The 24596-nt window shown below is 44.6% G+C and carries 17 protein-coding genes; 2 read left to right on the top strand and 15 right to left on the bottom strand.

What is annotated here, in order from left to right:
- The 3 genes from RT269_RS15965 to RT269_RS15955 form a co-directional block, all read right to left on the bottom strand.
- Window positions 1-1039 (bottom strand): PTS transporter subunit EIIC (locus RT269_RS15965; protein ID WP_313184012.1); only part of this gene is annotated, 1039 nt, incomplete at its 3' end.
- Between the two features lie 325 nt (window positions 1040-1364).
- Window positions 1365-1880, bottom strand: coding sequence for a hypothetical protein (locus RT269_RS15960; protein WP_313184010.1), 516 nt, complete (start codon window positions 1878-1880; stop codon window positions 1365-1367).
- Window positions 1881-2473: 593 nt separating this feature from the next.
- Window positions 2474-3889, bottom strand: a complete 1416-nt coding sequence (locus RT269_RS15955) for a hypothetical protein (protein WP_313184008.1) — start codon at window positions 3887-3889, stop codon at window positions 2474-2476.
- A 315-nt stretch (window positions 3890-4204) separates the two neighbouring features.
- Between RT269_RS15955 and RT269_RS15950 the strand changes: the two genes are divergently transcribed.
- Window positions 4205-9007: a DUF7601 domain-containing protein gene (locus tag RT269_RS15950; RefSeq protein WP_313184006.1), complete on the top strand. Its 4803-nt coding sequence runs from the start codon at window positions 4205-4207 to the stop codon at window positions 9005-9007.
- A 114-nt stretch (window positions 9008-9121) separates the two neighbouring features.
- On the opposite strand, the gene RT269_RS15945 is transcribed toward RT269_RS15950, so the two are convergent.
- The 12 genes from RT269_RS15945 to RT269_RS15895 form a co-directional block, all read right to left on the bottom strand.
- A complete protein-coding gene (locus RT269_RS15945) occupies window positions 9122-10225 on the bottom strand; it encodes a hypothetical protein (protein ID WP_313184005.1) in 1104 nt (367 codons plus the stop codon).
- A 565-nt stretch (window positions 10226-10790) separates the two neighbouring features.
- Entirely contained in the window at window positions 10791-10973 is a 183-nt protein-coding gene (locus tag RT269_RS30410) for a DUF3788 family protein (RefSeq protein WP_442913823.1), read from the bottom strand.
- 122 nt (window positions 10974-11095) lie between these two features.
- Window positions 11096-12412, bottom strand: a complete 1317-nt coding sequence (locus tag RT269_RS15940) for an ABC transporter substrate-binding protein (protein ID WP_313184003.1) — start codon at window positions 12410-12412, stop codon at window positions 11096-11098.
- Between the two features lie 32 nt (window positions 12413-12444).
- Window positions 12445-13113: a response regulator transcription factor gene (locus RT269_RS15935; protein ID WP_313184002.1), complete on the bottom strand. Its 669-nt coding sequence runs from the start codon at window positions 13111-13113 to the stop codon at window positions 12445-12447.
- On the bottom strand, window positions 13106-14419 hold the full coding sequence (locus RT269_RS15930; RefSeq protein WP_313184000.1) for a sensor histidine kinase: 1314 nt from the start codon (window positions 14417-14419) through the stop codon (window positions 13106-13108). Before RT269_RS15930 ends, RT269_RS15935 begins: the two co-directional genes overlap by 8 nt.
- A 9-nt stretch (window positions 14420-14428) precedes the next feature.
- Window positions 14429-15376, bottom strand: coding sequence for a sugar ABC transporter substrate-binding protein (locus RT269_RS15925; RefSeq protein WP_313183998.1), 948 nt, complete (start codon window positions 15374-15376; stop codon window positions 14429-14431).
- 241 nt (window positions 15377-15617) lie between these two features.
- Window positions 15618-16586: an ABC transporter permease gene (locus RT269_RS15920; RefSeq protein WP_313183996.1), complete on the bottom strand. Its 969-nt coding sequence runs from the start codon at window positions 16584-16586 to the stop codon at window positions 15618-15620.
- Window positions 16587-16604: 18 nt separating this feature from the next.
- On the bottom strand, window positions 16605-18092 hold the full coding sequence (locus RT269_RS15915; RefSeq protein ID WP_313183994.1) for a sugar ABC transporter ATP-binding protein: 1488 nt from the start codon (window positions 18090-18092) through the stop codon (window positions 16605-16607).
- 127 nt (window positions 18093-18219) lie between these two features.
- The gene (locus RT269_RS15910; RefSeq protein ID WP_313183993.1) at window positions 18220-19311 is read right to left on the bottom strand and encodes a sugar ABC transporter substrate-binding protein; all 1092 of its coding nucleotides are present in this window, start codon (window positions 19309-19311) and stop codon (window positions 18220-18222) included.
- Between the two features lie 157 nt (window positions 19312-19468).
- Window positions 19469-20149 (bottom strand): D-lyxose/D-mannose family sugar isomerase, encoded by a 681-nt coding sequence (locus RT269_RS15905; protein WP_313183991.1) that lies wholly within the window; start codon window positions 20147-20149, stop codon window positions 19469-19471.
- Between the two features lie 11 nt (window positions 20150-20160).
- On the bottom strand, window positions 20161-21021 hold the full coding sequence (locus RT269_RS15900) for a class II fructose-bisphosphate aldolase (RefSeq protein WP_313183990.1): 861 nt from the start codon (window positions 21019-21021) through the stop codon (window positions 20161-20163).
- 29 nt (window positions 21022-21050) lie between these two features.
- Entirely contained in the window at window positions 21051-22166 is a 1116-nt protein-coding gene (locus RT269_RS15895; protein ID WP_313183988.1) for a carbohydrate kinase family protein, read from the bottom strand.
- Between the two features lie 502 nt (window positions 22167-22668).
- Between RT269_RS15895 and RT269_RS15890 the strand changes: the two genes are divergently transcribed.
- Entirely contained in the window at window positions 22669-24444 is a 1776-nt protein-coding gene (locus RT269_RS15890) for a methyl-accepting chemotaxis protein (RefSeq protein WP_313183986.1), read from the top strand.
- Window positions 24445-24596 lie beyond the last annotated feature (152 nt).

Genomic DNA, 24596 nt, shown 5'->3' with positions numbered 1-24596 from the left:
TCAGCAAAAATGAGGTTAAAAACCCGGCAAAACAGCTCACAACAAACAGCCCAAATCCCCTTCCCAGAAAAACAGGTAATGTAATCATACTTGGAAAAGCAAAGGCCATTGCCTGAGCTCCCGAAAAACCCGCTATGGCTCCTCCTATCCCACCGCCGATGCATACTGCAATCATGGGCTTTTTTAACGGCAGGTTTACGCCGAACATGGCCGGTTCTGTAACTCCGAAACATGCGGACACTACGGCGGATAAGCAGAGGGACCGGAACTTTTTATCCTTACTTCTCAAACACACCGCAAGCGCCGCACCAGCCTGGGCAAATACTGCCGGCCCGATCAAAGCCAGTATGGTATCAGAGCCTTTTACAGAAATATTATTCATCGCGACCAGTACAAAACTCCAGTGAAAACCAAATATGACCATCGGCTGGATCACCGCTCCTAATATTGCACCGGCAATCATTGGGCTGATCTGATATACAAATTCATAAGCCGCAGCCAGACCGTCTCCTATTACATTCCCGATTGGCCCGAATACAGACAGTGTGACCAGTCCAACGACCACAATACAGATCAAGGGGCCAAAAAAACCTTTTATCAGATCCGGCAGTATTTTATTAACCAACCGTTCCACATATACAAGAAGTCCCACCGCCAGGATGATAGGGATTACACCGGAATGATATATAACAGCCTTCATGGGAATTCCGGCAAAAAATATGTTAGTGCCAGCCTCAAATACTTTAGTCAGGGAAGGATACAAAAGCACTCCGCCGATGACCACTGCAGTAAATGGGTCACAGCCAAATTTTTTTGCCGCGGTAAATGCCAGTACCATAGGCAGAAAATAAAACAGGCTGTCTGCCATGGCATTTAACACCAGATAAGTCTCACTTGTTCCTGACACAATATTACAAGCGGTGAGAATGGTCAATATGCCTTTTAATATTCCTGCCGCACTTAACAGATTGATAATAGGCAGGAAAATTCCCGAGATCCCATCGATCATAACATTAATCATTGACTTTTTTTCTTTCATGTTTTCCTCTCCTATGGTGAAACGTTCTCTGCGTAGATTTCCTTTTTCCGCTTCTGCCATTGTAACACATTTCACATCATTTTCCATATTTAATTTTACCGATCCCTTGGTGCAGACGGTATCACATGATAGCAATGAAACCGGATAAAGAAAGCCTGGAAAATCCCGGAATATGGGGGAAAACAGATGACCGCGAAAGAATTATGTTTGATGTTAAAAAGTAAGGATATTAGACGAAATCCCCTGCATCTGGATTAACCGCAGATGCAGGGGATTTCAGAAGGAAGGCAGCATTCCATAAAAGCACTGATCAACAACTGCCTTATCAATAAGTGCTCTCTGTCTTTATGGCAATTTCTTTTATCATACGCATCAGTTCCAAAGCGCTTCGGAAGCTTATATACTTTTGTGATGTTATTTTTCCGATCACTCTTCCCTGCATGCTGGCATTCTGACGAAACTCTATTTTGATTAAGAGCGTGTTCTTCGCCCGGCTGGCCTGTGAATACAGAACCATACTGTTCTGCAGCTGAATACTGGCCTTTTCCGGTATTCTATTTTTACTCCTGGTCCTGAGCGCATACTGCTCAGCCAATTTTTTATTAAGAAACCTTGGTTCCATAGTTGTTTGAGGGGTACCGATCCAGTCGCACATTTCATCTAATTTAAGAATCAGATCACCGATACCAAAAAAGCAGACAGGCTTTTCTATGTAACAGTTAAGGATTTCACCATAAAAATCTTCCCCTTCTTTTCCATGAAAGCAAATCAGCATTGTGCTGATGCGGTCCGTTACAGTCATGGTGCTGCAGATGTCCTGAATTTCTTCATTTTTTACCATACAATCCTTCTCCTCTTTCGTATCTGTGCTTGTCGGATTTTCTTCTGTCAGTCTGAAAGCAGTGTATAAATTTTCACAAATCGTTGCTGCGGCATGTTTTGGCCGATAAGTTTTTTTATTACTCTATCCCATTTTTCTCAATTTGTATTGATAAATGGATAAACAGCAGTCTTTTTGCTCCAAACTACACCACTGTTCCCGTAGTTGCTAAGCAGTCTTTGGCTTGTCGGTTTCTCCGACTTTCCTGCTATAAAATTCTTATCTTATTCTTGCAAAAACGTTAAAGAAAATAAAACTGAATTTCATATTCAACAGATACTTCATCAAATTTCGGGTTCACGTACTTCAGGTAAAATGTCAGAATACCAAGGATAAGCCATCATATTGATTTTTTAATTCAAAAAGCCGGTGCCAGGATTTGAGTCCTGACACCGGTTTTTTGAACGTTAATAATTCTAAATTTTTGACATCAGCAAAAAGAGACTACACCTCCATTATTACCGCGGTAATCTTATTCCGTTTCATAATATCTTCAGCAGCCACCAAAATGTGTTCCAGGCTTTATACCCAAGCCTTTAGAACCTCCTGTATTTTTATAAAGCAGATCTGCCAAGGTTCCCGGACATCTCATCAAGATACGCCAGCCATAAGTCAGGGCTGAAATCCAGTAATTTCATCGTACTTTCTGATGTTTCCCTGCTTAAAATCATATTAAAAAGATCCGTTTCAAAGCAATGGATTTTTTCAGTTTTATAATCATGATCAATCGTGTAAATCAGATTTAGCCCCTGTAAACAGAATACTGCCGCTTTCGGCTGTTCACTGTTCACGATCCTGACTTTATCAGAACTTTTATCATTAATAAAGGTATTAAACCTTTGTAGGTATGGGATACGCTCCTCAGGCGGAAAGTCTACGACGCCAAAAAGAGGTACAATCACTTTTCCCGTAGAGCAAAAACCAATCATCGCATCCACGGTCACGAAAAAAGTAGTCTCCTTATCCAGTATTCTATGAAAAAGTTCCAGAATGGCTCTTTTTGAGACCGCCCTGCCGTTCACAGGCTCCAAATCCTTTTCTCCGATTAAATAACCAATGGATATGAAATTATATACGGCTTCCACATGCATGTCCATAAGCCTGGTTAGAATCGATGAATCTGCTTCTAAAGCAGTTACTGCTTCCCTTCCACTATAACTTATTTTCTTAGCCTCCTTCTTTACAAGTGAATTATAGAAGACGTTTAAATAGCCTTTATGGCTGACAAAGGTCATAAGGGGCATCCTATCCAGCTGCAGACTGAAGATCAGAAGAAATTGCCCCTTTAAAAGTAAAAAGGTGCAATTCATTTCCTTTGTGATCTGCCATAAATTTAAGTCTACATACTCCTGTGCTCCGACTATAGTGGAAAGAATATCGGTATTATGTTCGATGGCTGACGCCTCAATCACGGACATATCAAAATAGTGGTTAAAGGCAGCTTTTTCCCGCTTCCGTGAGCCTGATACTTTTATCCTTTGGAAAATATCGGAATATGACTGGTCAAAGAAAGAAAGTGTACTGTAAAACTCAAGGGGAATATCATGATTTTCCATGATATGATCGGAAACAAGCACACAAAACATATTCAGAATGGTCTTTTTCCCCAGAAAACTGGCTTCCCTGTCCGGATAGCCCAGATTTCCATTGTTCTCCTCGTCAAAATCTTTATCAAAAGCATATTCTACGGCATAGGCCAGAAACATTTCCAGTTCATACCTGGAACTGAAATTATATATGACCGGAAAGATATGAATAAATTTCAAATAGCAGCCATGGCCATACAAAATCTCGGCAAAATAAGCGGCAGCCTGCCTGCTGAATGCTCTCTTTTCCTTTAAAAAAGGCAGCCTTCCTCCTTTTAGGATCTTACTTAATCCACTAGGAGTCATATTCATGCTGATTGCAAAGTCTGTTTTCGGCGTCTGTGCAATAACGATCAGCTCTTCCAGCAATTTACCGGTTTTCATCTCTTGCTCCCCCACTATTTCATATTCTGGAAAATATTGTAACATGATTTTTCTCTTTTGTCTATTTCCGTGTAACCTGTTATGCCTTCTTTTCCTGTTTTGGAAAATAATGTTACATATTTTTTCATTCCTGTCTATTTTCCCGTAACTTTTTCTTCAAACTTTCAAGCGTCAGTTAATGCAGCTTTATATAATCTTCATAGGATTCTTTACGCTAAAGTCGATCAGCGGAAGAATTACTACAAATATAAAGCCGTAATTCTCAGGCATATGCCTGAAATCAGATGAAAGGCAGTAACAAAAGGAGGAATGAGATTGAAAATAAGAAAACAAAGACGGCTGGTAAGCTGGCTGTTGGTACTAATGATGGTGCTGAACGTGTTTTCGCCGCTCAACAATGTTTGGGCCGAAGGACTGGATCCATTGAATAAAAGTTCTGACAGTGTAATCGAGATCAGTAATCACGGCAATATCGCTACCGGCAGTCAGGCGCATAAGCCGGATTCTTCTGAGAAAGAGGAAAAAGCCAATATCCCGGATGAGCCAGAAGAATTGGATGAAAAACAGGTGAACGAACCAACCACAGCCACAGATTCCAACGCTTCCGTGCCTTCCGGCATAGTAAGTCTTCTGCCGGAATTTATGGATATGGTACCAAAGGATGTAACAGAATTACTTGGTAATTTAACCATATCAATCAAGCAGAATGGTTCATCTGTCACAGAAATCATTGCCGGGCAGAATTTTACAGCAGAAGGTTCTTTTGATGTACCGGTAGAGGGAGATGGCATAATCGATCCTGACCAGTGCGTTAGCTATGGAGACTTTGCAATTTTAAAGCTGGATGACAGCATAACAATAGTAGGTTCACCAACACTTCATTTAACGTTTAATGGAGAAAAAGTAGGAACACTTACTTTCGAGAATCATCAGGCAAGGATCGACTTTAATGGTGAGGTACTTAAGGATCCGGGCATATCGAATGTCAGCTGTGAATTCGGAGCCGCCATGAAATACACCGGCACCGACGTAACGGAAGAAAACCCAAAAAACAATATTTATATTTTAGGAAAGGAGTTTACTGTCAAGGCACCGGAGATTCCAATTACACAGACCCAGATAAAAACAGGCCGGCTTTCCGATGACAAGACACAAATTGAATGGACTGTCAAAGTAAACGCAAAGAAGGGCAATGACATTTCTTTACTTGGTTATACATTCCAGGATAATCTGACGAATGTTGGTGAGTATGTGGAAGATTCGTTTATGATCAATGGCAGTGAGCCAAACCCTAAGGTCATTCCTGATGCTGGTAATCTATTATCCTATGAATTTGGAGATGTGAAAGGAGAACAGATCATCACCTTCCGCACGAAGATTCCTGGGGATATGCTGATCAAGGGCGGTACGATCAGCAATACCGCAACGTTCGGAAAAGATACGCAGGTAAATACAAATACAGTCCCGATTAACATTCAGAAAAAAACTCTGATAAAAAAAGAGGGGAAGCCGGGAGACGGGCTGAGCGGAGATACATATAACCCCAATAACCGCACGATTACATGGTCGATCACCGTTAATCAAGATCAGATCCCCTTACAGGACTTGACCATCACTGATAGTCTTCCCACCAGCCCTGCAGGATTAAGCTGGAAGTCAGCGAAATGGGAATATGAATCAGCGGCGGACACATGGACAGAACTCACTACCGGCGATGGGCTGACCAATGTACCAACCTATGCAACTGAACCCGGAAGCGGACAGTATACGCTGACCGGAACTACCAGCAAGAAAGTTCGGCTGACGATTGTATGTGATGTTGCAAATGATGCATATGTAGGAGCAGTCAAAACCTATCGAAACACCGCGGCTTTGACCTGGACCGGAATGCAAGATGGAACCTTTTCGGATTCCGCTGATGCAGGCATTGGTATTGACAGCCTTACAAAAGGTCATGTGTCAACGAATTACGCCTTACGCCAAATCGAATGGACGGCAACCGTTGACTTAAAAAATCAATCAGGCTTTTATGACCCTGCAAGTCTTAAAGTATATGACCTTTTGATTTACGGTAACTCTGTAAATCTGGACAGCACAAACCTAAATACTTTGGTTGGCGGAGAATATAAAAAGCTTACACCAAAGTATGGTCAGAAAGCTGTTGATGAAAGCGGGACTGAGAATGAAAACTGGACTAAGAATGGTCTGAATTTCACCATCCAGCCAGTTACGGCAGGCTCTGCCCGTGTCGGTGATCTTCTTGTGGTCAGTGGGTTTAATACCGATAAAGCATACACTTACAACTTCAAATCACAGGTCCTCGACCCGAACATCTTTGCTTCAAATACTGGCAAATATATTAGCAATACTGCTTCCCTGTATTATGGAACAGCATATTTAGACGACGGAAATGCCGGAACCACTTACAACAGCAGCGTTTTAAGCAAGCAGGTTCTTAAAGCGGAAACAAATACGGTTGGCAATAGCGAAAACGGCTTTAATTCACTGGATAAGACAGCAGTATTTCGCCTGAACATTAATACGGAAGGCTATGACCTGACCGGTGCAGAAATTGAAAACGGAAAACTGGGCAAGGTGACAGTGACAGATATATTACCCGTTGGCTGGTCGTTTGTTGACATTAGTTCTGATGTGAAGTATCAGCTTTATACCAGCAGCGATACTCTGGTCATGGATGATTCTGATATAATAGAAAGCATTGACATATCAGGCCAAAGTGCTGCATTTGTGTTCAAGAAACTGGATAAAGCTTACTACATTTTAGTAAAGGCGCAGCTCTCTGATGACCAGTATTTAAAATATCTGGAGACATCATATGCAAATGGAAGAACCGATCCGTATCAGACCGCGGTAAACACGGTCAAGATGACTGCAGAAGGCGATAATAACTGGAATCCAGGAACAACAACATCAGTTCAAGTATCAACGCAATTCCTGATTAAAAATGTAAATACAGGCAAAGAACCACTGGAGTGGACAATTAAATTTAATCCCTATGATTTGCCGGATTTTAAAAATATAAAAATCACGGATAAAATACCCGTAGGACTTGAACTGCCTTTTGAACGGAACGGCTCCCTGGATCTTACCGCTTTCCATATCACAGAGTATGATCAGATGATAAATGGAGCATTTCCAACCTCAGGAGGAAATGTGTTAACCATGGAGCAGTTGCAGGACAGAGTCTCGTATGATAAAGATTCGCGCCTGTTGACCTTTACCCCTACAGACGGCAAGCTATATCTGATCGTTTATACGACCGAGGTAACCGGTAATGTCGGCAGCACCTTAAAGAATCAGGTCTCAGTGTCGGGCAGTTCAATCGATGGTACTGACACCAATGCCTCTTATCAAGTCGATAGTTCTCATGCCAGCGCGACCTTGGTGCGCAATGGCTACCTTGACATCCGTAAGGTTAATACTCAGAATCAGATCATTAACGGCGCTGTGTTTACATTATACACAGATAAAACACTGCAAAACCCTGTTTTGACCAGCATCCTGAGACCGGATGGTACATTGAGAATCAACCCGATTCCTGCGCCAAAAGCTTTTGGTGATCCTGCATTTACCTACTATTTAAAGGAAACAACGGTCCCTGACACCTATGAATCAGACAATATGATTTATATTGTGACCGTTGCAAAGGATTCAAATAATAAAACCATTACTACGGTAGCAGGAAAAACAGCTGGTGAGGTTCTAACAGTTGTAAACTACCAACCGGACACAGTCGGCAATCTATCCATACGCAAGCTGGTTGATGGCAATGCTGGTGATATCAACAAAGATTTTGATTTCACAATCAGGCTTACCGGACAAAATATAGACGGCACTTACAACTATATAGGCTCCGGTAATAAAGAAAACGGCCAGCTTACTATCACAGGCGGTCTTGGAACGGTTCAGCTTAAGCATAATGAAAGCATCACAATAACCGGACTTCCAAAGGATACGATCTATACAGTAACCGAAAAAGATTATTCCGCAAGCGGATACTCCTCTGCCTCCACTGGTTCATCCGGTAAAATTGAAACAGACAAAGTGCAGACAGCAGCCTTCTTAAACACAAAATATCTTCCTGGCAGTCTGATTATCAAAAAAACAGTTGCAGGAAACAGCAACGAAACCGGTCCATTTGAGTTCACTGTTACCTTTACAAAACCGGACGGTACACCAGATGACAGCTCCTATGACTATACCATTACAGGAGATGCCCTGGCAAAACACATCAGGAGCGGGGGTACGATTTCTATCTCTGACGGGCAAAGCGCCATCATAACCGGACTTCCAAAGGACACGGACTATTCGGTAATTGAAAAAGATTATTCCGCAAACGGATATTCCACTGCCTCTACAGGCTCATCCGGCACCATTAAGACAGATGAAGAACATGTGGCTGCCTTCATCAACACGAAGATTTTGCCCGGAAGCCTGACCATCAGCAAGACAGTTGCAGGAAGCGGAGCTGATACCAAAAAGAAGTTTGATTTCACAGTGACCTTTAACGCAAGCGGTACCTACTTCTATACGGGAAAGGGTGTCTCTGACGGAACCATCAAGAGCGGTGATAAGATCTCACTTGCCGACGGGGAAAGCATCTCCATTACCGGATTACCTGACGGAACCAAATATCAGGTGACAGAAGCCAACTATTCCTCTGAAAGATACGCTGCCACCCAGACAGGAGACACAGGCACTATCCGAACACTGGAAACTTCAACCGCTGCATTTACAAACACATACCGCAGACCCACCAGCTCTGGCGGCGGCGGTGGCGGCGGAAAAACACCTTCCGTAAAGCCCAAACAGCCAGATCCAACACAGCCGGATCCCATAAATCCTGCCGAACCAGGCACACCAACGACCAACGTAAAGCCCAGGGAAGAAATGACCCCTCAAGAACTATATGATGTTTATGGAGAAGTACCTCTTGGCTATATGGTAGGTTCGAATGGAACGCTCCATCCGGCTGGCCTTCCTAAGACCGGCGATGACATATCCGATGATATCATAATTTACGGTTTTCTTATCATCTCGGCACTTCTAGGCCTGACCTCTTCGAGCATAATGTGGAGAAAGCATTATAATAAGTAGCGGCTGAAGATACTACACTACAGGAACAAACAGACAGGAGGAAAATCATTCAATGATTTTCCTCCTGTCATACTACTTCTAATCAACTCTCCGCATAAATCAGACTTAAAATATTTAGCTCACAACCTTAATCCCTTCTCTTTGAGCAACCGAAAGCACCATTTTTTCCGGCACTCCCAACATTTTAACCGCCTGGTTTACATGATTGTCATTATGTAAAAAGTTGGCAATTAATTGCTCCATTCCCTGTTCCATTCCTTTTTCCAGTCCCTGTTCCATACCTTGCTCGATCCCTTGCTCGATCCCTTGCTCGATCCCTTGCTCGATCCCTTGTTCGATCCCTTTTTCCAGTCCTTCTTTCCAGCCCCTTTCAATCGCATCATCAACAATCGCTTCGCTTAAATTACACATAATATTGATCCTCCTTTCTAAATCTGGTTCCATTGGTATTTTAAAATCTTCTGATAAAATCTCTCCTTTTTCTTTTGCTGATAAATGGGAAGAAAATAAAGTTCCTAAGAGTCTATGCAGCTTTGATCCGTCGTTTTCCCCTGCAAGTTCCTTCGAAAGACCAATGATTATAACGCCGAGCAGATCATACCTTCCCAAATCACCAGACTTTCCTACAATCTCTCTCTTATTCATTCCAAACTCCGTGATGGTGTTGCCGACTCTTTCTGACGAGTTCATGCAGATCCAAATGGAGTACACCTTTTTAATATCGTCATAATTAGGAATTTTAAATTCTGTATCCAGCTGAGCTGAAATCATGCGGGACGTATAGAAAACTCCTCTAGTGACAATTGGGTAACCTGGATAAAAATTTTTCTGAGCCTCAATATCCAGTATCATCTTCATCTTACCCCTTTTTCCCGGGGCCCAGACGAAGAAATGAACATCATAAGTAACCCTGCCTTCATAAGGAATCTTGCTCTCTGTGTTAATCCCGGTGATAGCAGGCATAACTCCCTTTTCACCATTGTCCGAGTCTTCTTTCAGAGAGTTTGTTTCTCCTGGATTTACGGGAACCATTGATACTTCCGGCACCCCTTCAATAAGAGGTACCACATGTTCAGGCTCCATTTCTGCAAATTCAGAAACCGTGCTTACAAGAATGTGAGCCAGAATAATCTTCTGTGCCAATAGTTTTTTCGCATGTTCATCATACTCCGCATTTATGCCGGCTGCATATAATTCTCTTTTGAGACTTTCCTCCACTTGTAAAACCTCCTCTTATTGTTCTTAAAATTCTATATCAACAACAGGAGGCATTATTTATGATATCCTGCTGAAAAATGGATTCCGCAGAACATCACCTGTGAGGTCACAATGAAGCTTGTATTTTTGTTTTTGCACGTCAGATACTGTATAACCTGTGCGCACAAAAAAGCATAACGATATTGCTGCAAAGCCAGATCATTACGAAAAGCCGGCTCATTACATATATCCGTGAGTACGGGTTATAAGAATTATAACATTTCAGATATTTGGTTGCAAGAATGGAATACAGCGATAATGACTTGGGAATCAGATATTATATGATATGGGATTTTAAAATGATTTCATTGAAAAATTGAAAATAAAAAATAATGAATTAGATTAAAAGATAAGTACTTTAGAAAAAAATTATATCTGTCATTATAAACCAGTAAATCAAGGATGTAAATATAAAAATCAACCTTTCTATCAAAAGTAATTTTCAGCTTAATTTAACATGGAGCCAACTGTATTTTGGCATTTATCCTTACCATATAAAAGATAAACAGAAAAAAGAGGGTAAACTTTAGCTGACACCCAATGAAGAAGCAAATTGGCAGCTCTTTTTCCGTTTGCTGCCTTTGCAAATCCATGCCTTCCCAGCCTTGTAATACCGCCAGTCAAGTGACATTTCGGGAAAAGACTCCGACAGCCTGTACAGAAACTGTTCATATGATGCGGAGCCTTCCCCCAATGATTCATGGACCACTTCCGAGGCAGGGAAAATATACTTAAGTTTCCTTATCTTCGGTATCAATACAAAAAGGAGGACCGTTTCTTTGCGGTATACTCTTCTGCTTTAGCGGAGTGGCCGGGACGCATCACGCCAATTTATCTCTGCTGCTGCAAATATTTACTGACCGTCCTCTGAAATATCTTCATGCTGCTGTCAACATTCTTATTTTCCTGCAGAATCTTGGATACCTCCCCATCGGCCAGATTCATGATCTGCTGGTACTGCAATAGCTTAGACTCAATGATGCCATCCTCAATGACATTATAAAGCAGGGTGCTGCTGATTACCTGCTCTCCCTCATCCATGTCCTCCTGTATGATATTTGCCCCTTCTTTAGAGGAAGCTACACTCTTTAAAGCTGGAACTCCCTGGGAGTACTGAAATACATCCATCTGCATTTCCGGACTATAGGTCAGCTGTTTCAAAAATTCCCATGCCAATCTTTCATGCTTTGTCTTGCTGTTGATCCCCATCAACAGAGCATCTACCTTTGATATGTTTTTCCCTTCCCTTCCCGCCGGGAAAGTGATGCAGTCCCACTGAAACCTGGTGTACTTTTTGATCCGGTATGGATAGGTCTTATAGGTACGGTATTCCGCAAAGGTCAGTGGCATAAACGCAACCCTTCCCTCATTAAAATCTTCCTGGGTAACACTCTGTCCCTGGTTTAGGTCATTCAGCCGTTTGATATATTTGATTGCGTCCAGAACCCGGCTGTCAGTAAAGGAAATCTGTTCCTGGTTTTCGTCATATAATTTTCCTCCGCTGGTGTAAAACGCATCCCGCCAGCTGTAATTATAAGTACCGAACTGATCCAGAAGTCCATCCTTATCCGTATCCTTTGTCACCTTCCTGCATATTTCGTACATGTCCTCCCAGGTCCAGTCCTCCCTCGGCATCTGGATTTTCTCCTTTGCCAGCAGAGATTTATTTACAAACATGAGAGTGGGAACTGTTTCATAGGGAAGAGCATACTGACGTCCGTTGCGACGCCCCGTATTCAAGGCCGTGGTAAAAAAATCCTCTTTATGAAAAGTATCATCCCTTGTAATCAGCTCATCTAAATCCTTCATGACTCCCAGGGAGGTGAACTTGTCAAAGTCCGAATCCAGAACCATGAACACATCCGGCATCTCCCCTTCCAAAAGCTTACGGGCGCACCATTCCGAATAGTCTTCCTTGGCGATTCCGCTGTAATAATGGATCTTCACATTGGGGTGAGATTCCTCAAAGCGTTTCACCGCTTTGTCTATGATCTTATAGCTGTTGGCACTGGCCACATCCCAGTTGCTCCCTGTGAACATGCCGAATTCCAGAACTGTTTCCTTGTGCTGATCGCGGTAAATTAAGGCCGCTGCAGTCAGTGCCCCTAGTAAGACACTCATGCAAAGGCGCTTTCTCCACTTCCCCATTCCTGCTTCCCCTTTGTTCTTCTATTTACGTACTAAGTTTCTATCCGCTTTCTTACATTGGTCTGGACAGCCCAGATCGCCAGCTGGGTGCGGTCCCTTAAATCCAGTTTGTTTAAAATCGTACTCAAGTAATTGCGGACCGTTCCCTCAGATAGGTTCAAGGTCTTTGCTATTTCCTTATTGCTGGCTCCCTTCTCCACCTGGGCGATGATCTTCCATTCCGTTTTGGTCAGTTCGTCCATGTTTTTCTCCCGGACAGATATGGTATCATCCGCCTGGGCCATCTGAGAAAAGAAACGCAGTACCTTTGTTGCAATATCCGGATTGATCATTGCCCAGCCATTGAAAACCGTTGTAATGGCTCCTACCAGTTCAACCATGGAAACCCCTTTCAGCATATAACCGCTTGCCCCGAATTTTAACGCGTTATATACGTATTCGTCATCATCAAAGGTGGTCAGTATAATGATCTTGATCTGGGGATAGCTTTCCTTAATGATCTTTGTGCACTGCACTCCGTCCATCATTGGCATCCTCACATCCATTAAAATCACATCCGGCACGTTCTTCCTCACGCACCGGATCACCTCCTGGCCGTCTGCGGCCACATCAGTCACCGTCATATCCTGCCTGCTGTTTAACACGATCTGCAGGCTCTGACGGATTAATTCCTGATCATCCGCAATCAATACTTTAATCATAAGTCTCCCCCCTCCGAATCGGTATTCTTGCATTGACGATGAACCCATTGCTTCCGTCAAATGTCACAACTCCGCTTAACATCCTGATCCGCTCTTTCATGTGCTTTGTTCCGAAACCGTTTTTCATTTCCTTACACCCGACTCCATTGTCCTTAATCTGAATCAGGATGTCCTGATTTTCCCTTTTCATAGTGATCCAGATCTCCCTGGCATGGCCGTGGCGCATGGCATTGGTGATCCCTTCCTGAACCACACGGTAGATGGCATTTTCCTCATCTTCATCAAACTTTAAGTTCTGGACCCTGCAATCAAAATAGATCCTGGTTTCTGAGACCGCATTAATATCCGTGACCATTTTGTTTATCGCATATTCCAGGCTGAAACGCTCCAAGGCATCCGGCCTTAATTCGCTCACCGAGCGGCGGATATCCTTTATCCCATCTCTGGTTACCTTGGAGATCAGTTCTAACTGCTTCTTTGTTTGCTCTGGCGAAGTCCCGATAATGGCAAGACAGGCATCGATCCCTGCTGCGATCCCGGTCAGGGTATGGCCCAAAGTGTCATGTATCTCTCTGGCCAGACGGTTCCTCTCCCTTGTTTCAGCCATTTTTTCAGCCATGAGAGAATACTTTTGAAGCTGCTCATTGACCTCCTGAAGCTTTTCATTGAGTCCATGAATCTCATCTAAATTTCCCTGCTGCTCGTTGATGATGTTAACACAGTATACAACAAACACAATAACATTTAAGGATATTAAAATGTTATATGCGCTTAAAAGGTACTGCTGCACCGATGCGCTGTAATAGGAGATGTAATCCTGGATGGAATACAGACGGTAGGAAATGGACAAAAGCTCATAGTCAGCCAATATAAAGCTTCCGATGGCAACGGCAGCCAGGATATATCTGGATTTCCCGTTCTTCACATACATGATGACATTGGAAAACACGAGAAGCAGGATTCCGTTATAGTTAAAATTTAAAAGAATGATGATCATAAAACAAATGATAAAATCTGCAACCAGGCTGGTAAGGATGACCTTGCTGTTATTGGGAAACAAACGGTCACGAATCACCATGCTTAAGGTCAGCAGTCCTAAAAGAAGGGCACAGAGCCAGATTTTTGCATAAGGATACCATACAACCGCCTGGATCCCGTTTAAGAATTCCCTTGCGGCGTACGCCCTGCGGATTTTTTCAATTGTCCAGTAAATAAATATGCTGATCCCCATGACCGAGATCATGTTTAAGGCCAGAATCCCCACCTGAAGGAGGCCGATCCGGCTGTTGATTTTTTCTGCATCCATTTGTCCTACCTACTGCCAACCGTCAATTTCGTAATTATCAAGATTGTCCTTTGTAATCAATGTGCTGGGCAGGCTTATGTATTTTTCCACCGGTTCTCCTGCCAGATACCGGTAAGCCGTTTCCGCCGCCACCCTGCCGATGGACTTAGGGCTTTGTGCGCTGGTTCCGGTTACATAGCCCATATCCAGGATCGATTTAAAATCAGGGGAACCGTCGATCCCGTAGATCAGGATTCCTTCCTCCCGCCTTGCCTGCTGCAAAGCCGCAAGAGCTCCCAGGGCCGTAGGATCATTGCCGCCCAGAATGACATCAAAGTCAATGTTTTTACGCAAAATTTCCTCCATCACTTTGGAAGACACCTCAATTTCCCCGGCAGCTGCATGACGGTACACCACCCGGTAATTGTCATTGCCTGCAATTGCATCGGTAAATCCCTGGGAACGGTAGGTGATGGACATTTGTATGGGGTTGTCCAGGATTATTATATTGGCGGATTTTTTCCTCTTCATCATATCCAAGGCGCAAATCTGCCCTGCCTGATAATTGTCCGTTTCTATGATGGATATGACAGAATCCCGGTCCTTTACCACGGTATCCACATTGATGACGGCAACTCCTGCCTCTTTGCATGCGTCAAGGGCAGGGGTAACAGCCTCCCAGTCCACAGGATTTAAAAACAGCATGCAGATTCCCTCATGGATCAATTCCAAAATCTGCTCATTCTGTTTCTCCTGGTCCTGAAGGGGATCCCTGGTGAGAAGGATATCCCCGTTGGCTACAACCACTTCTTCGATCCCCTGGTTCAGAATGTCAAAATAAGGGTTATTTCTTGTCATATAGGTCGCCCCAAAAAGGAGGGCCTCGTGTTGCCTGGGGCCTTTCTCATTTCTACTGCATCCGGGCAAAAGAGCCAATATTGCTATGATCAGAAGGAATCGTCCTGTCCTCATCTTCATGTGCTTCACTCCTCAAATGCGGTTTTTTTCATTATATCATACATCCGCAGTGCAGCGAACGAATCCTGAGGATTCGTTCGCTCACGGGCATTCGCCCTATGAAATAGGACAGGGAAAGATTTTCTTATGTGCAGGCACAACGAAAATCTTTCCCTGTCCTATTTCGCACTGCTCATTGCTTTCGTGGATATCACAAAAAGCGTCTCTCCGTTAAGGAAACGCTTTTAGTAAGGATGTGATTTCAATCCTTCTTTTTATTTCTTAAATAGTCGATGAATACAGCCAGGAGTATGACGATGCCCTTTACTACATATTGCCAGAAGGAATTGACATTCATCAGATTCAGCCCGTTGTTTAACACACCGATAATAAGGCCGCCGATAATGGTTCCGCCGATCTTTCCGGAACCGCCAGCCATGGAAGTACCTCCTACCACTACTGCTGCAATGGCATCCATTTCCGCTCCGTCACCTGCTGTTGGCTGCCCGGAGTACATTCGGGAAGCCAATACCACGCCGGCAAGACCGGCCATGATACCGGAATATGTATGAACCAGAAGCTTTACCCTGGCTGTGCTGATGCCGGAAAATTTCGCCGCCTGGGCATTGCCGCCCACTGCGTAGATATGACGCCCCAGCTTTGTCTTGTTCATGATAACCGCAGTTATGATCAGGACAAATACCAGAAGTATGACTGGCGTTGGAACTCCTCCGATGTAACCGGCGCCGAGAAACTGCCATGCCTTTGTAACCACCCGCACCGGTGAACCGCCGGTATAAACATATGCCAGGCCCTTTGCCACGTTCATGGTAGCAAGGGTCACGATAAACGGCGGAATGGTGGTTTTGGAAATGACCACACCATTCATCATGCCCACTGCCATGCCGATGAGAATACCAATGATGATAGCTGCAAATATGGGAAGGTTATAGCGGGACACACAACCGGCAGCCACACAGCCGGACAAAGCGATGATAGATCCGACGGAAAGGTCGATGCCTCCCAAAATGATGACCATGGTCATGCCGCATGCCAGAAACAGGTTTGATGAAATCTGCCTTAACACATTGAACATGTTCTTATGTGTCAGGAAGGCGCCGCTGGTCTTTGGAAATACGGATAAGAAAATACACAGGATCAGCAATGCCCCGATAATACCGATATTGTCTTTTAAGTATTGTTTTATGTTTTTTTGAAGTCTTGTTGCCATTTGATTTTCCCCTCTTTCCTACTTTGCTGCCAGCTTCATGATCTCTTCCTGAGTGACGCTCTCCTCATGGCTGAAACAGCCTGTGATCCTGCCGTCACACATGACATAAACCCGGTCACTCATGTTTAAGATCTCCGGCAGCTCGGAGGAAATCATGATGATCGACATGCCGTCTTTTACCAGCTCGTTCATGATTCCGTAGATCTCTGATTTTGCCCCTACGTCCACGCCTCTGGTAGGCTCGTCAAGAATCAGGATCTTAGGAGAAGTGGCAAGCCATCTGCCGATCATGACCTTCTGTTGGTTTCCGCCGGACAAGTTTCCCATTAACTGCTCCTGGGACGGAGTTCTGGTGTCCATCATATCGATATATTCCTGAGTGATCGTTTCTTCCTTTTTCGAATCCACCCAGATTCCTTTTATAAAGGATTTAAGCACCTCAATGGTAGAGTTAAAGCGGACGGTCTGCACCTTGTAAATTCCCTCCTGCTTTCTGTCCTCCGGTACCAGGGCGATTCCGTATTTCATGGCATCGACGGGAGATTTGATCTTCACTTCCCTGCCCTCCACGTAAATCTTTCCGGTAGAACTTTGAGTAAGGCCGAAGATGCATTTTATGGCTTCACTGCGTCCTGCCCCCACAAGTCCTGCAAATCCTATGATTTCTCCTTTGTGCAGCTCAAAGCTGGCTCTCTTTACCATGTTTCCGTCTGCAATATTTTCACATTTTAATACCACTTCGCCCGGTTCCAGATAATCCCGGGTATAGTACTTGGTCAGCTCCCGGCCGACCATCATGGCGATCAGCTTCTCCCTCGTCGTATCCTTAACAACTTCCGTTCCTACAAAGGCACCATCCCGCAATACGGTCACCCTGTCACAGATCTGCTCCAGTTCATCCATTTTGTGGGAAATGTAAATGATGCCTACGCCTTTCTTAGTCAGCGTTCGCATGGTCTTAAACAGGAACTCCACTTCTTTATCCGAAATAGAAGAGGTCGGTTCATCCATGACCAGGATCTTTGAATGATAGGAGATTGCCTTTACGATCTCCACCATCTGTTGCTGGGCGATCGTCAAATTCTTAACGAGTGCATCTGCATGAATGTTCATATGATAGTCATCAAGTAATTTCTGGGCTTCCTTTTCCATGGCTTCATGGTTGATCCAGCCGCCCTTTCCCGGCTCCCGTCCCAGAAAGATATTTTCCGCTACGGTCATATGAGGTACCAGTACCAGCTCCTGATGAATGATGGAAACACCGTTTGCATGGGAGGTATTTACCCCGTCAATGATCACCTTATGGCCATCGATGAAAATCTCTCCCTCTTCCGCTATATAAATGCCGCCTAATACCTTTATTAACGTTGACTTTCCGGCTCCGTTCTCCCCAAGAAGCGCATGGACCTCACCGGTACGGAGTTCTAAGTCCACTCCTAAAAGCGCCTTTACTCCCGGGAAGGATTTATGGATATTTTTCATCTGAAGCAGAATCTTTTCGCTCATATACTCACCTGCCTGTTCTAACGATTGCTTTGTCTTCTTGGATTTGCCGTTTTAAAGCGCCCGGAGGGTGTCCCAAACCCAATGTTTCTCCTGTTTGAGACACCCTCCCACAGCACTTTTTATATTTTTATTGCCAGCCGTCTGTTCCGAAATCCTTTACATTATCAGATGTGATCAGGAAGGTTTCTACCGGATAACGGTCATCTACTTTATCACCATTTAAATAGGAATACATAATATTGACTGCAGACTGTGCGATCTTAACCGGGGACTGTGCGCCGCTTCCTTCAATAAGGGAATCGCCGGAAGCCATCTCTGCCTTGATATCAGGAGAACCGTCTACGCCGTAGATCTTACAGTCCTTGATTCCTGCTGCATTGGCTGCTGCCAGGGCTCCAAGTGCTGTCGGATCGTTGCCGCCGAAAATAGCAACTACATCGCCGTGTGCCTGGAGAAGGTCTTCTGCAATGCCCATGGCAACCTGTAAGTTGCCCTTTGCATCCTGCTGGGCTACGATATTAAAGTTATGTCCTTTAATCGCATCCAGGAAGCCGTTGGTTCTGTCGGTTACAGAATTCATGGTAGGGGAATCAAGTACAATGATATCTCCGCCCTCCGGACATTTCTTAACCAGGTCTTCGCCGCATACGAAACCGGCATTATAGTTATCGGATCCTGTGTAGGAAATCAGATAAGACAGGTCAGCCACTTCCGTATCAAAGCCTACGATGGGAACATTTGCCTCCTTTAACTGATCCAGGGCCGGCAGAATGCCTTCTGCTTCCGCCGGGTTCATGAACATGGCATCAATACTCTGGGAAATCAAATCTTCCACCTGGGTGATCTGAAGAGTTACATCATTGGCCGGGTCCACAGAAATAAGCTCATCGCCCTGGGCCTCAACCATTTCCCGCATGGTCTTCTCAATGGTAACAAAGAATGGGTTTGTGCCATCCATACAGGTATATCCGAATTTGTAATGTTTGCTTGCATCCTTTTTCTTTACATTGGCATCCGCCATATTGACGCCGGATTCGGATTTTACCGCTGCCTTTGTCTCTGCAGCTGCGGCTGCTTTTGTCTCTGCTGCCGTAGTGGCGGCTGTCGTTGTCTCAGGCGCTTTCGTCTCTGGCTCCCCATTGCTGCACCCTGCCAGAGAGATTCCTGCAAGAGCTGCACAAATCAACATTGCCGTTAATTTTTTTGTGCTTTTTTTCATGTCACTTCCTCCTTGTACACAATATGTTTGTTGTATTTGCTACATTTTCATCATATCATGAGTTTATTTTCAAAACATGTGCACAATGTAATGAGTTTTATGTGACAAATGTAACATTCTTATGCAGCTCTCTTGAGAATCCGGGTCTTCCAACGCCTTATTCCGCTGCCGGATATTCGTTGCAAAGAAGACGGTAGGGAGGCTCATCCTCTTCAATTTCCGGAAAACGCCCGGCAGGCAGGTAAAACCGGTTGTCCCCGTTGTCATCGTTGCACATGGAAACCTCTCCCAAAAGTACAGGACCGGTTCCCGGCTCCAGTTCAAAATCATGGTACAGCCCCGGATAGATGGTAATGCTTTCTCCCGGACACAGCTTTACCTGGGTCCCTGCAGCCACCTTGTATTCCCGCCCGTCACTGTGAACGGTCACATCCGTATCCGCAAATCCCCCATCTGCCGTGGACTCATAGACCCGGATGAGCACATTTCCTCCGCCCCGGTTGATAATGTCCTCCATTTTCGTCCAGTGGAAATGCATGGCTGCGGATTGGCCTTCCTTAATATAAAGCAGCTTTTCCGCATATGTCTTCGTATACTTCTCCATGTTCACATTGCCGTTTCGCAGTGTGATCAGAGAAAATCCCACCTTATCAAAGTCGCCCATTCCAAAATCCGTAATATCCCATCCCAGCATGTTGTCACGGATCTCATCATAGTCATGGCCTGTTTCCTTCCACTCATCCGGTGTAAAATGGCAAAATGGGGGAAGGGCAACCCCGCATTCCTTTGCCATCTCTTCCATCTCCCTTAATGCTTTGTTAATTTCTGAACGTTTCATAGGAAATCTCCTTACTCCAAATTGGAAAATACTTTTATGGTATGAAGCACATCCTTCTTCATGGCTTCAATCCCCCATAAGGTCACATCATGATAATATACATATCCTTCCAACTCCATGGCCTTTTCTTTTACATGCATTCCGCCTGCCTTCGCTAAGTATGTATAATAATTGATCTTGCGGACGCCGTTATTGATGCACTTACGGAAGTCCTGGTCACTGACACCGGAGCCTCCATGCATGACGATAGGAAGTCCGATCCTGCTTTTTATCTGACTGATCCGGTCAAAATCCAGCTTTGGCTCCGTAATGTAAAGTCCGTGAACCGTTCCAAAGGAGCATGCCAGGGCATCGATTCCCGTGGTTTTTACAAATCTCTCCGCCTGCTCCGGGTCCGTATAGCAGCCTTCCGTGGCTTCTCCCTCTTCTCCCTCTCCTATACTGGAGAACTCCTGTCTTCCCATGGCGCCGATTTCCGCTTCCACAGATGCTCCGTATGTACCTGCCATCTCGACTGCAATCCTTGTGTTGGCTGCATTCTCCTCAAAGGACAGGGCAGAGCCGTCATACATGACTGAAGTAAATCCCATATCCAGGGCCTTCTTCAGTATGCTTAAATCATCGCCATGATCCAGATGCACTGCTACCGGTACCGAAGCCCTTTCCGCCATCATGAGCATAACAGGGCCTATGACCTTCATGGGGATGATGGCCTCATGGACCGGGGCAAATTGCAGGATTACCGGCTGGTTTAATTCTTCTGAGGCCTGCAGCACCGCCTGGATCCCTTCCAGGGAAGTAATGTTAAATGCCCCTATTGCTATGTTTTTTACTTCCGCCAGTTCTAAAATTGCCTTCATTGTGATCAGCATATCTTTTTCCTCCTGTTCAATAATTTTTATTATGGGTGTATGATGTTCTGTTGTTCCCACCCCTTTTGTATCTTTTCCCTAAGAGCCTCAAAGGGCAGAAGTCCGCTGATGGCATCATAAGCCGTCACACAGGAAGCACCTGTTGCCGCCGCAAGCTCCAGACATTCCTCCGGCCTTAATCCATCCAGCATAGCCTTTATAAACGCAGCAATGCTCGTATCCCCTGCCCCGGTGGCTGAAAGGATCCGGTCAGGGACAAAGCTGTTCTGGAAACAGGCGATTGCACCCCAGCCTTTCAAAAAATGCTCCGGTGCGGTCTTTAAATACATGCCGGCTGCCCCACATTTTAACAATACGGTTTTTGCGCCCAGACTCAGCGCCCGGTCCGCAAGGACCTCCACATCCCCGCTTAAGGAAAGTATGGATGTGACGTCCTCTCCGCCTGCTCTTTCCTGCCATTTGTCATACAACCTTTTGTCAAGCATGTATCCCAGTTCTTCAATGCTTGGAACAAAGAAATCCACGTAAGGAAGCACAGATGCCAGGATCCTCTCCCAGTCACAGCCAGCCGCCTCAGAATCAGGATCAACTGCTGTTAAATCCAGGGATGTGGTAAGGGAAAGCTCCTTGAGCTTCCGGAAAAGGCTGACCAGCTCTTCCCCATTGTTCTCATAAAATCTGCGCATCAGCGTGGGATATCCAAAATGAAAATGGGAAGCCCCTGACACCTGTTCAAAATCCACATCCCTGCAGCAAAACGTATCATTGCACCCGGGATCATGGATAAAAAACCGGTCAAAGCCCTTTGGAGCTATCACCACCGTATAAGATGTGGATTCTCCCTCCACTGCCGGAATGCTGCTCTCACATCCGCTCTGCCTGATCTTTTCTTTTAATATCAGGCCGAAGTCATCATTTCCGACCTTTGCCATCAAAAGCACTTCAGCTCCCAAGGCATGAAGGCCCAGACCCGTATTGGAAACAGCCCCGCCTGTGGATATCTGAGCCTTTCCCACACGCAAAAGCTTTCCCGGACGCAAAAGAGCAGAGAACTTCTGATCACCGCTGTTATGAAAAACCGGCGTAATGTCCAGGGAAATATGTCCGGCCACTATAACTTTTTTCTTCCCTTCCTGATATTTCATGTTTTACCCCCTTTCTCTGTAATCATCATAACAACTCCAAGGAAAAAGTCAATATTTTTTATGCATTTATTACTAATGTAATTAGATATATGACATTTGTCATGTGTATATTGCACAATACATTGAAATAGTCAATCGGATATTCCCAATCTGTGCCCCTGCTTGCTCATCGATATTAAATGTTCAAAATTTTATAAAAAATACCTTTTATTTCCCATAAAAATATTTTTATAGTCTATCATTAATACTCTTTTTCTTTAGATTGACAAACAATAATCTTGTATTATATAATGAACAATGTCGATATTTGTCTAAAAATGGATGGCAGCGATCTGGTAAAACCACTGCCTTAAGATGTTCACAAAATATTGATTCATATTGTATACCGAAAACGGAGACTCAGACGTTGTATGTATACACCAGTTCGTGTTTTGAGGAACATGACAAACCAAACGAAAATGATTATACATAAGAAACTGAAGAAAAACCAGGAGGTATCAGTATGAAGAAATTCAGAAACTACAGTATTACAAAAAAATTGCTTACAGCCTTTCTCAGCATGGTATTTATTATGCTTATGATAGGCATCACAGGGATTTTGGGCATGTCCAAAATCAACAGGATGGACACCTTTATGTACAAAGAACAGACGGTTCCCATGAAGGACTTAATCATTGCCACCAAAAATCTGTATCAGCTTCGTGCAGATGCCAACGCAATGGCCAGCCATGCCGGCGATACCATGGAACTGGAATCTCTGGAGAAAAGCTATGTGGAAGCAAAGAACAGCTTTCTTAGCAGTTCCGCTGAGTACAGGACAAGCATCAAGAATTCAGAAGCTCTTACTTTAATAGACGAGGCGACTCAATTATTTACGGATTCTTTTGATCCCTCCATCCAAAAATGCTTAAACGTAGCCAAACAGGGGTCTAAGGACACGGCATTACACGCTTTCGATAATGAGAAGGACAACATCCAAAGAATGTTTGATAACTTTGACAAGCTGGTGGATGTCCGGATGAGGGTGGCTAACGAGACCAGTAAAACCAACGATTCTACCGCAATCATCCTGACGTTTGTTCTTTGCGTCATCCTTTTAGCAGGAACAGCCGCTGCCATATACCTGGGCTTAAGAATTTCCCGCATGATCAGCCTGCCCATCGGGCAGATCGTAAAGGCTGCCGACAAAATCGCTCTTGGACATTTGGATGTTGACTTAAAGGATGTTAACTCCAAAGATGAGACCGGCCAGCTTGCCTCCTCTTTTACCTCCATGCTTGACGGCATCAGAAGGCAGGTCCTCATTGCCGAAAAAATCAGCAACGGAGATTTTACACAGGAAGTACCCCTTCGTTCTGAGGAAGACGTCCTCGGACTTGCACTTCGCAAAATAGAAAAGGATCTCAACCGGACCCTGCTTCTCATAAGCACCGCGGCCGATCAGGTCAATTCCGGCGCAGGACAGGTATCCTCCGCAGCACAGGCCCTGGCTTCCGGTTCTACAGAGCAGGCTGCAACCGTAGAAGAGCTTAACGCTGCCATTACCACGGTAGCAAAGCAGGCCGGCCAGAATGCGGAAAATGTCCGTTTGGCATCTGAGTATGTAGAACAGAACGGAGCCGGAGTCAATGAAAGCAATACACGCATGCAAAGCCTGAATGCATCTATGAATAAGATCAACGCAACTTCCGAAGAGATTTCCAGCATCACAAAAGTAATTGAGGACATCGCCTTCCAGACAAATATTCTTGCATTAAATGCCGCCATTGAAGCCGCCCGTGCCGGCAGCGCCGGAAAGGGGTTTGCAGTGGTAGCGGATGAAGTGCGGAACCTTGCTACCAAATCTGCGGAAGCGGCAAAGGAAACGGCAAACCTCATCGTTCATTCCGTAGAAGCCGTTACCGAAGGCAGGCAGATGGCAGTTGATGCCGCCAAAATCCTTCAGGAAGTGGAAGAAAAATCAAAGTTTTTGGAACAGGCGATCCGGGAAATCGAATCTGCTTCTTCCCAACAGGTGGTGGCAATCGACCAGATCAACCAGGGCCTGTCACAGGTTTCTGCAGTCATACAGACAAATGCAGCAACCGCGGAAGAAAGCTCCGCTTCCAGTGAAGAGCTTGCCGCACAGTCCGAGACACTGCAGCAGGAAGTTGGAAAATTCAAATTAAATGGAGAACAATCGGATTTTCATAAGGAATACGTTCCTTCCTTTGAGAGCGCAGAACCGGTATTTTATACAGGCACTTCAACACTCCATGATTACTCCGGCAAGTATTGATCAAGGGAATCAATCCCTGATTACATAGGGCTGCCGCAGCATAGCCCAGTCACAAAATAGGATATAAAAAATGAGCTTTGATTGGCCCAACAGCCACTCTCAAAGCTCATTTTTTTATTAACGTTCCATGCAAATTTATTTTTTAACAGACT

This window comes from Lacrimispora sp., from assembly GCF_032078915.1.
GTDB lineage: Bacteria > Bacillota > Clostridia > Lachnospirales > Lachnospiraceae > Lacrimispora.
The sequence above is the reverse complement of the archived record's forward strand: the minus strand, read 5'-3'. Positions and strand labels throughout refer to the sequence as shown.

What these genes read in the sequence shown, in the direction of transcription:
- RT269_RS15915 (WP_313183994.1), bottom strand. Translation starts at nt 18,092, where the DNA reads ATGAGCGAAAAGATTCTGCTTCAGATGAAAAATATCCATAAATCCTTC.
- RT269_RS15955 (WP_313184008.1), bottom strand. Translation starts at nt 3,889, where the DNA reads ATGAAAACCGGTAAATTGCTGGAAGAGCTGATCGTTATTGCACAGACG.
- RT269_RS15900 (WP_313183990.1), bottom strand. Translation starts at nt 21,021, where the DNA reads ATGCTGATCACAATGAAGGCAATTTTAGAACTGGCGGAAGTAAAAAAC.
- RT269_RS15890 (WP_313183986.1), top strand. Translation starts at nt 22,669, where the DNA reads ATGAAGAAATTCAGAAACTACAGTATTACAAAAAAATTGCTTACAGCC.
- RT269_RS15895 (WP_313183988.1), bottom strand. Translation starts at nt 22,166, where the DNA reads ATGAAATATCAGGAAGGGAAGAAAAAAGTTATAGTGGCCGGACATATT.
- RT269_RS15925 (WP_313183998.1), bottom strand. Translation starts at nt 15,376, where the DNA reads ATGAAGATGAGGACAGGACGATTCCTTCTGATCATAGCAATATTGGCT.
- RT269_RS15960 (WP_313184010.1), bottom strand. Translation starts at nt 1,880, where the DNA reads ATGGTAAAAAATGAAGAAATTCAGGACATCTGCAGCACCATGACTGTA.
- RT269_RS15905 (WP_313183991.1), bottom strand. Translation starts at nt 20,149, where the DNA reads ATGAAACGTTCAGAAATTAACAAAGCATTAAGGGAGATGGAAGAGATG.
- RT269_RS15940 (WP_313184003.1), bottom strand. Translation starts at nt 12,412, where the DNA reads ATGGGGAAGTGGAGAAAGCGCCTTTGCATGAGTGTCTTACTAGGGGCA.
- RT269_RS15910 (WP_313183993.1), bottom strand. Translation starts at nt 19,311, where the DNA reads ATGAAAAAAAGCACAAAAAAATTAACGGCAATGTTGATTTGTGCAGCT.
- RT269_RS15920 (WP_313183996.1), bottom strand. Translation starts at nt 16,586, where the DNA reads ATGGCAACAAGACTTCAAAAAAACATAAAACAATACTTAAAAGACAAT.
- RT269_RS15935 (WP_313184002.1), bottom strand. Translation starts at nt 13,113, where the DNA reads ATGATTAAAGTATTGATTGCGGATGATCAGGAATTAATCCGTCAGAGC.
- RT269_RS15930 (WP_313184000.1), bottom strand. Translation starts at nt 14,419, where the DNA reads ATGGATGCAGAAAAAATCAACAGCCGGATCGGCCTCCTTCAGGTGGGG.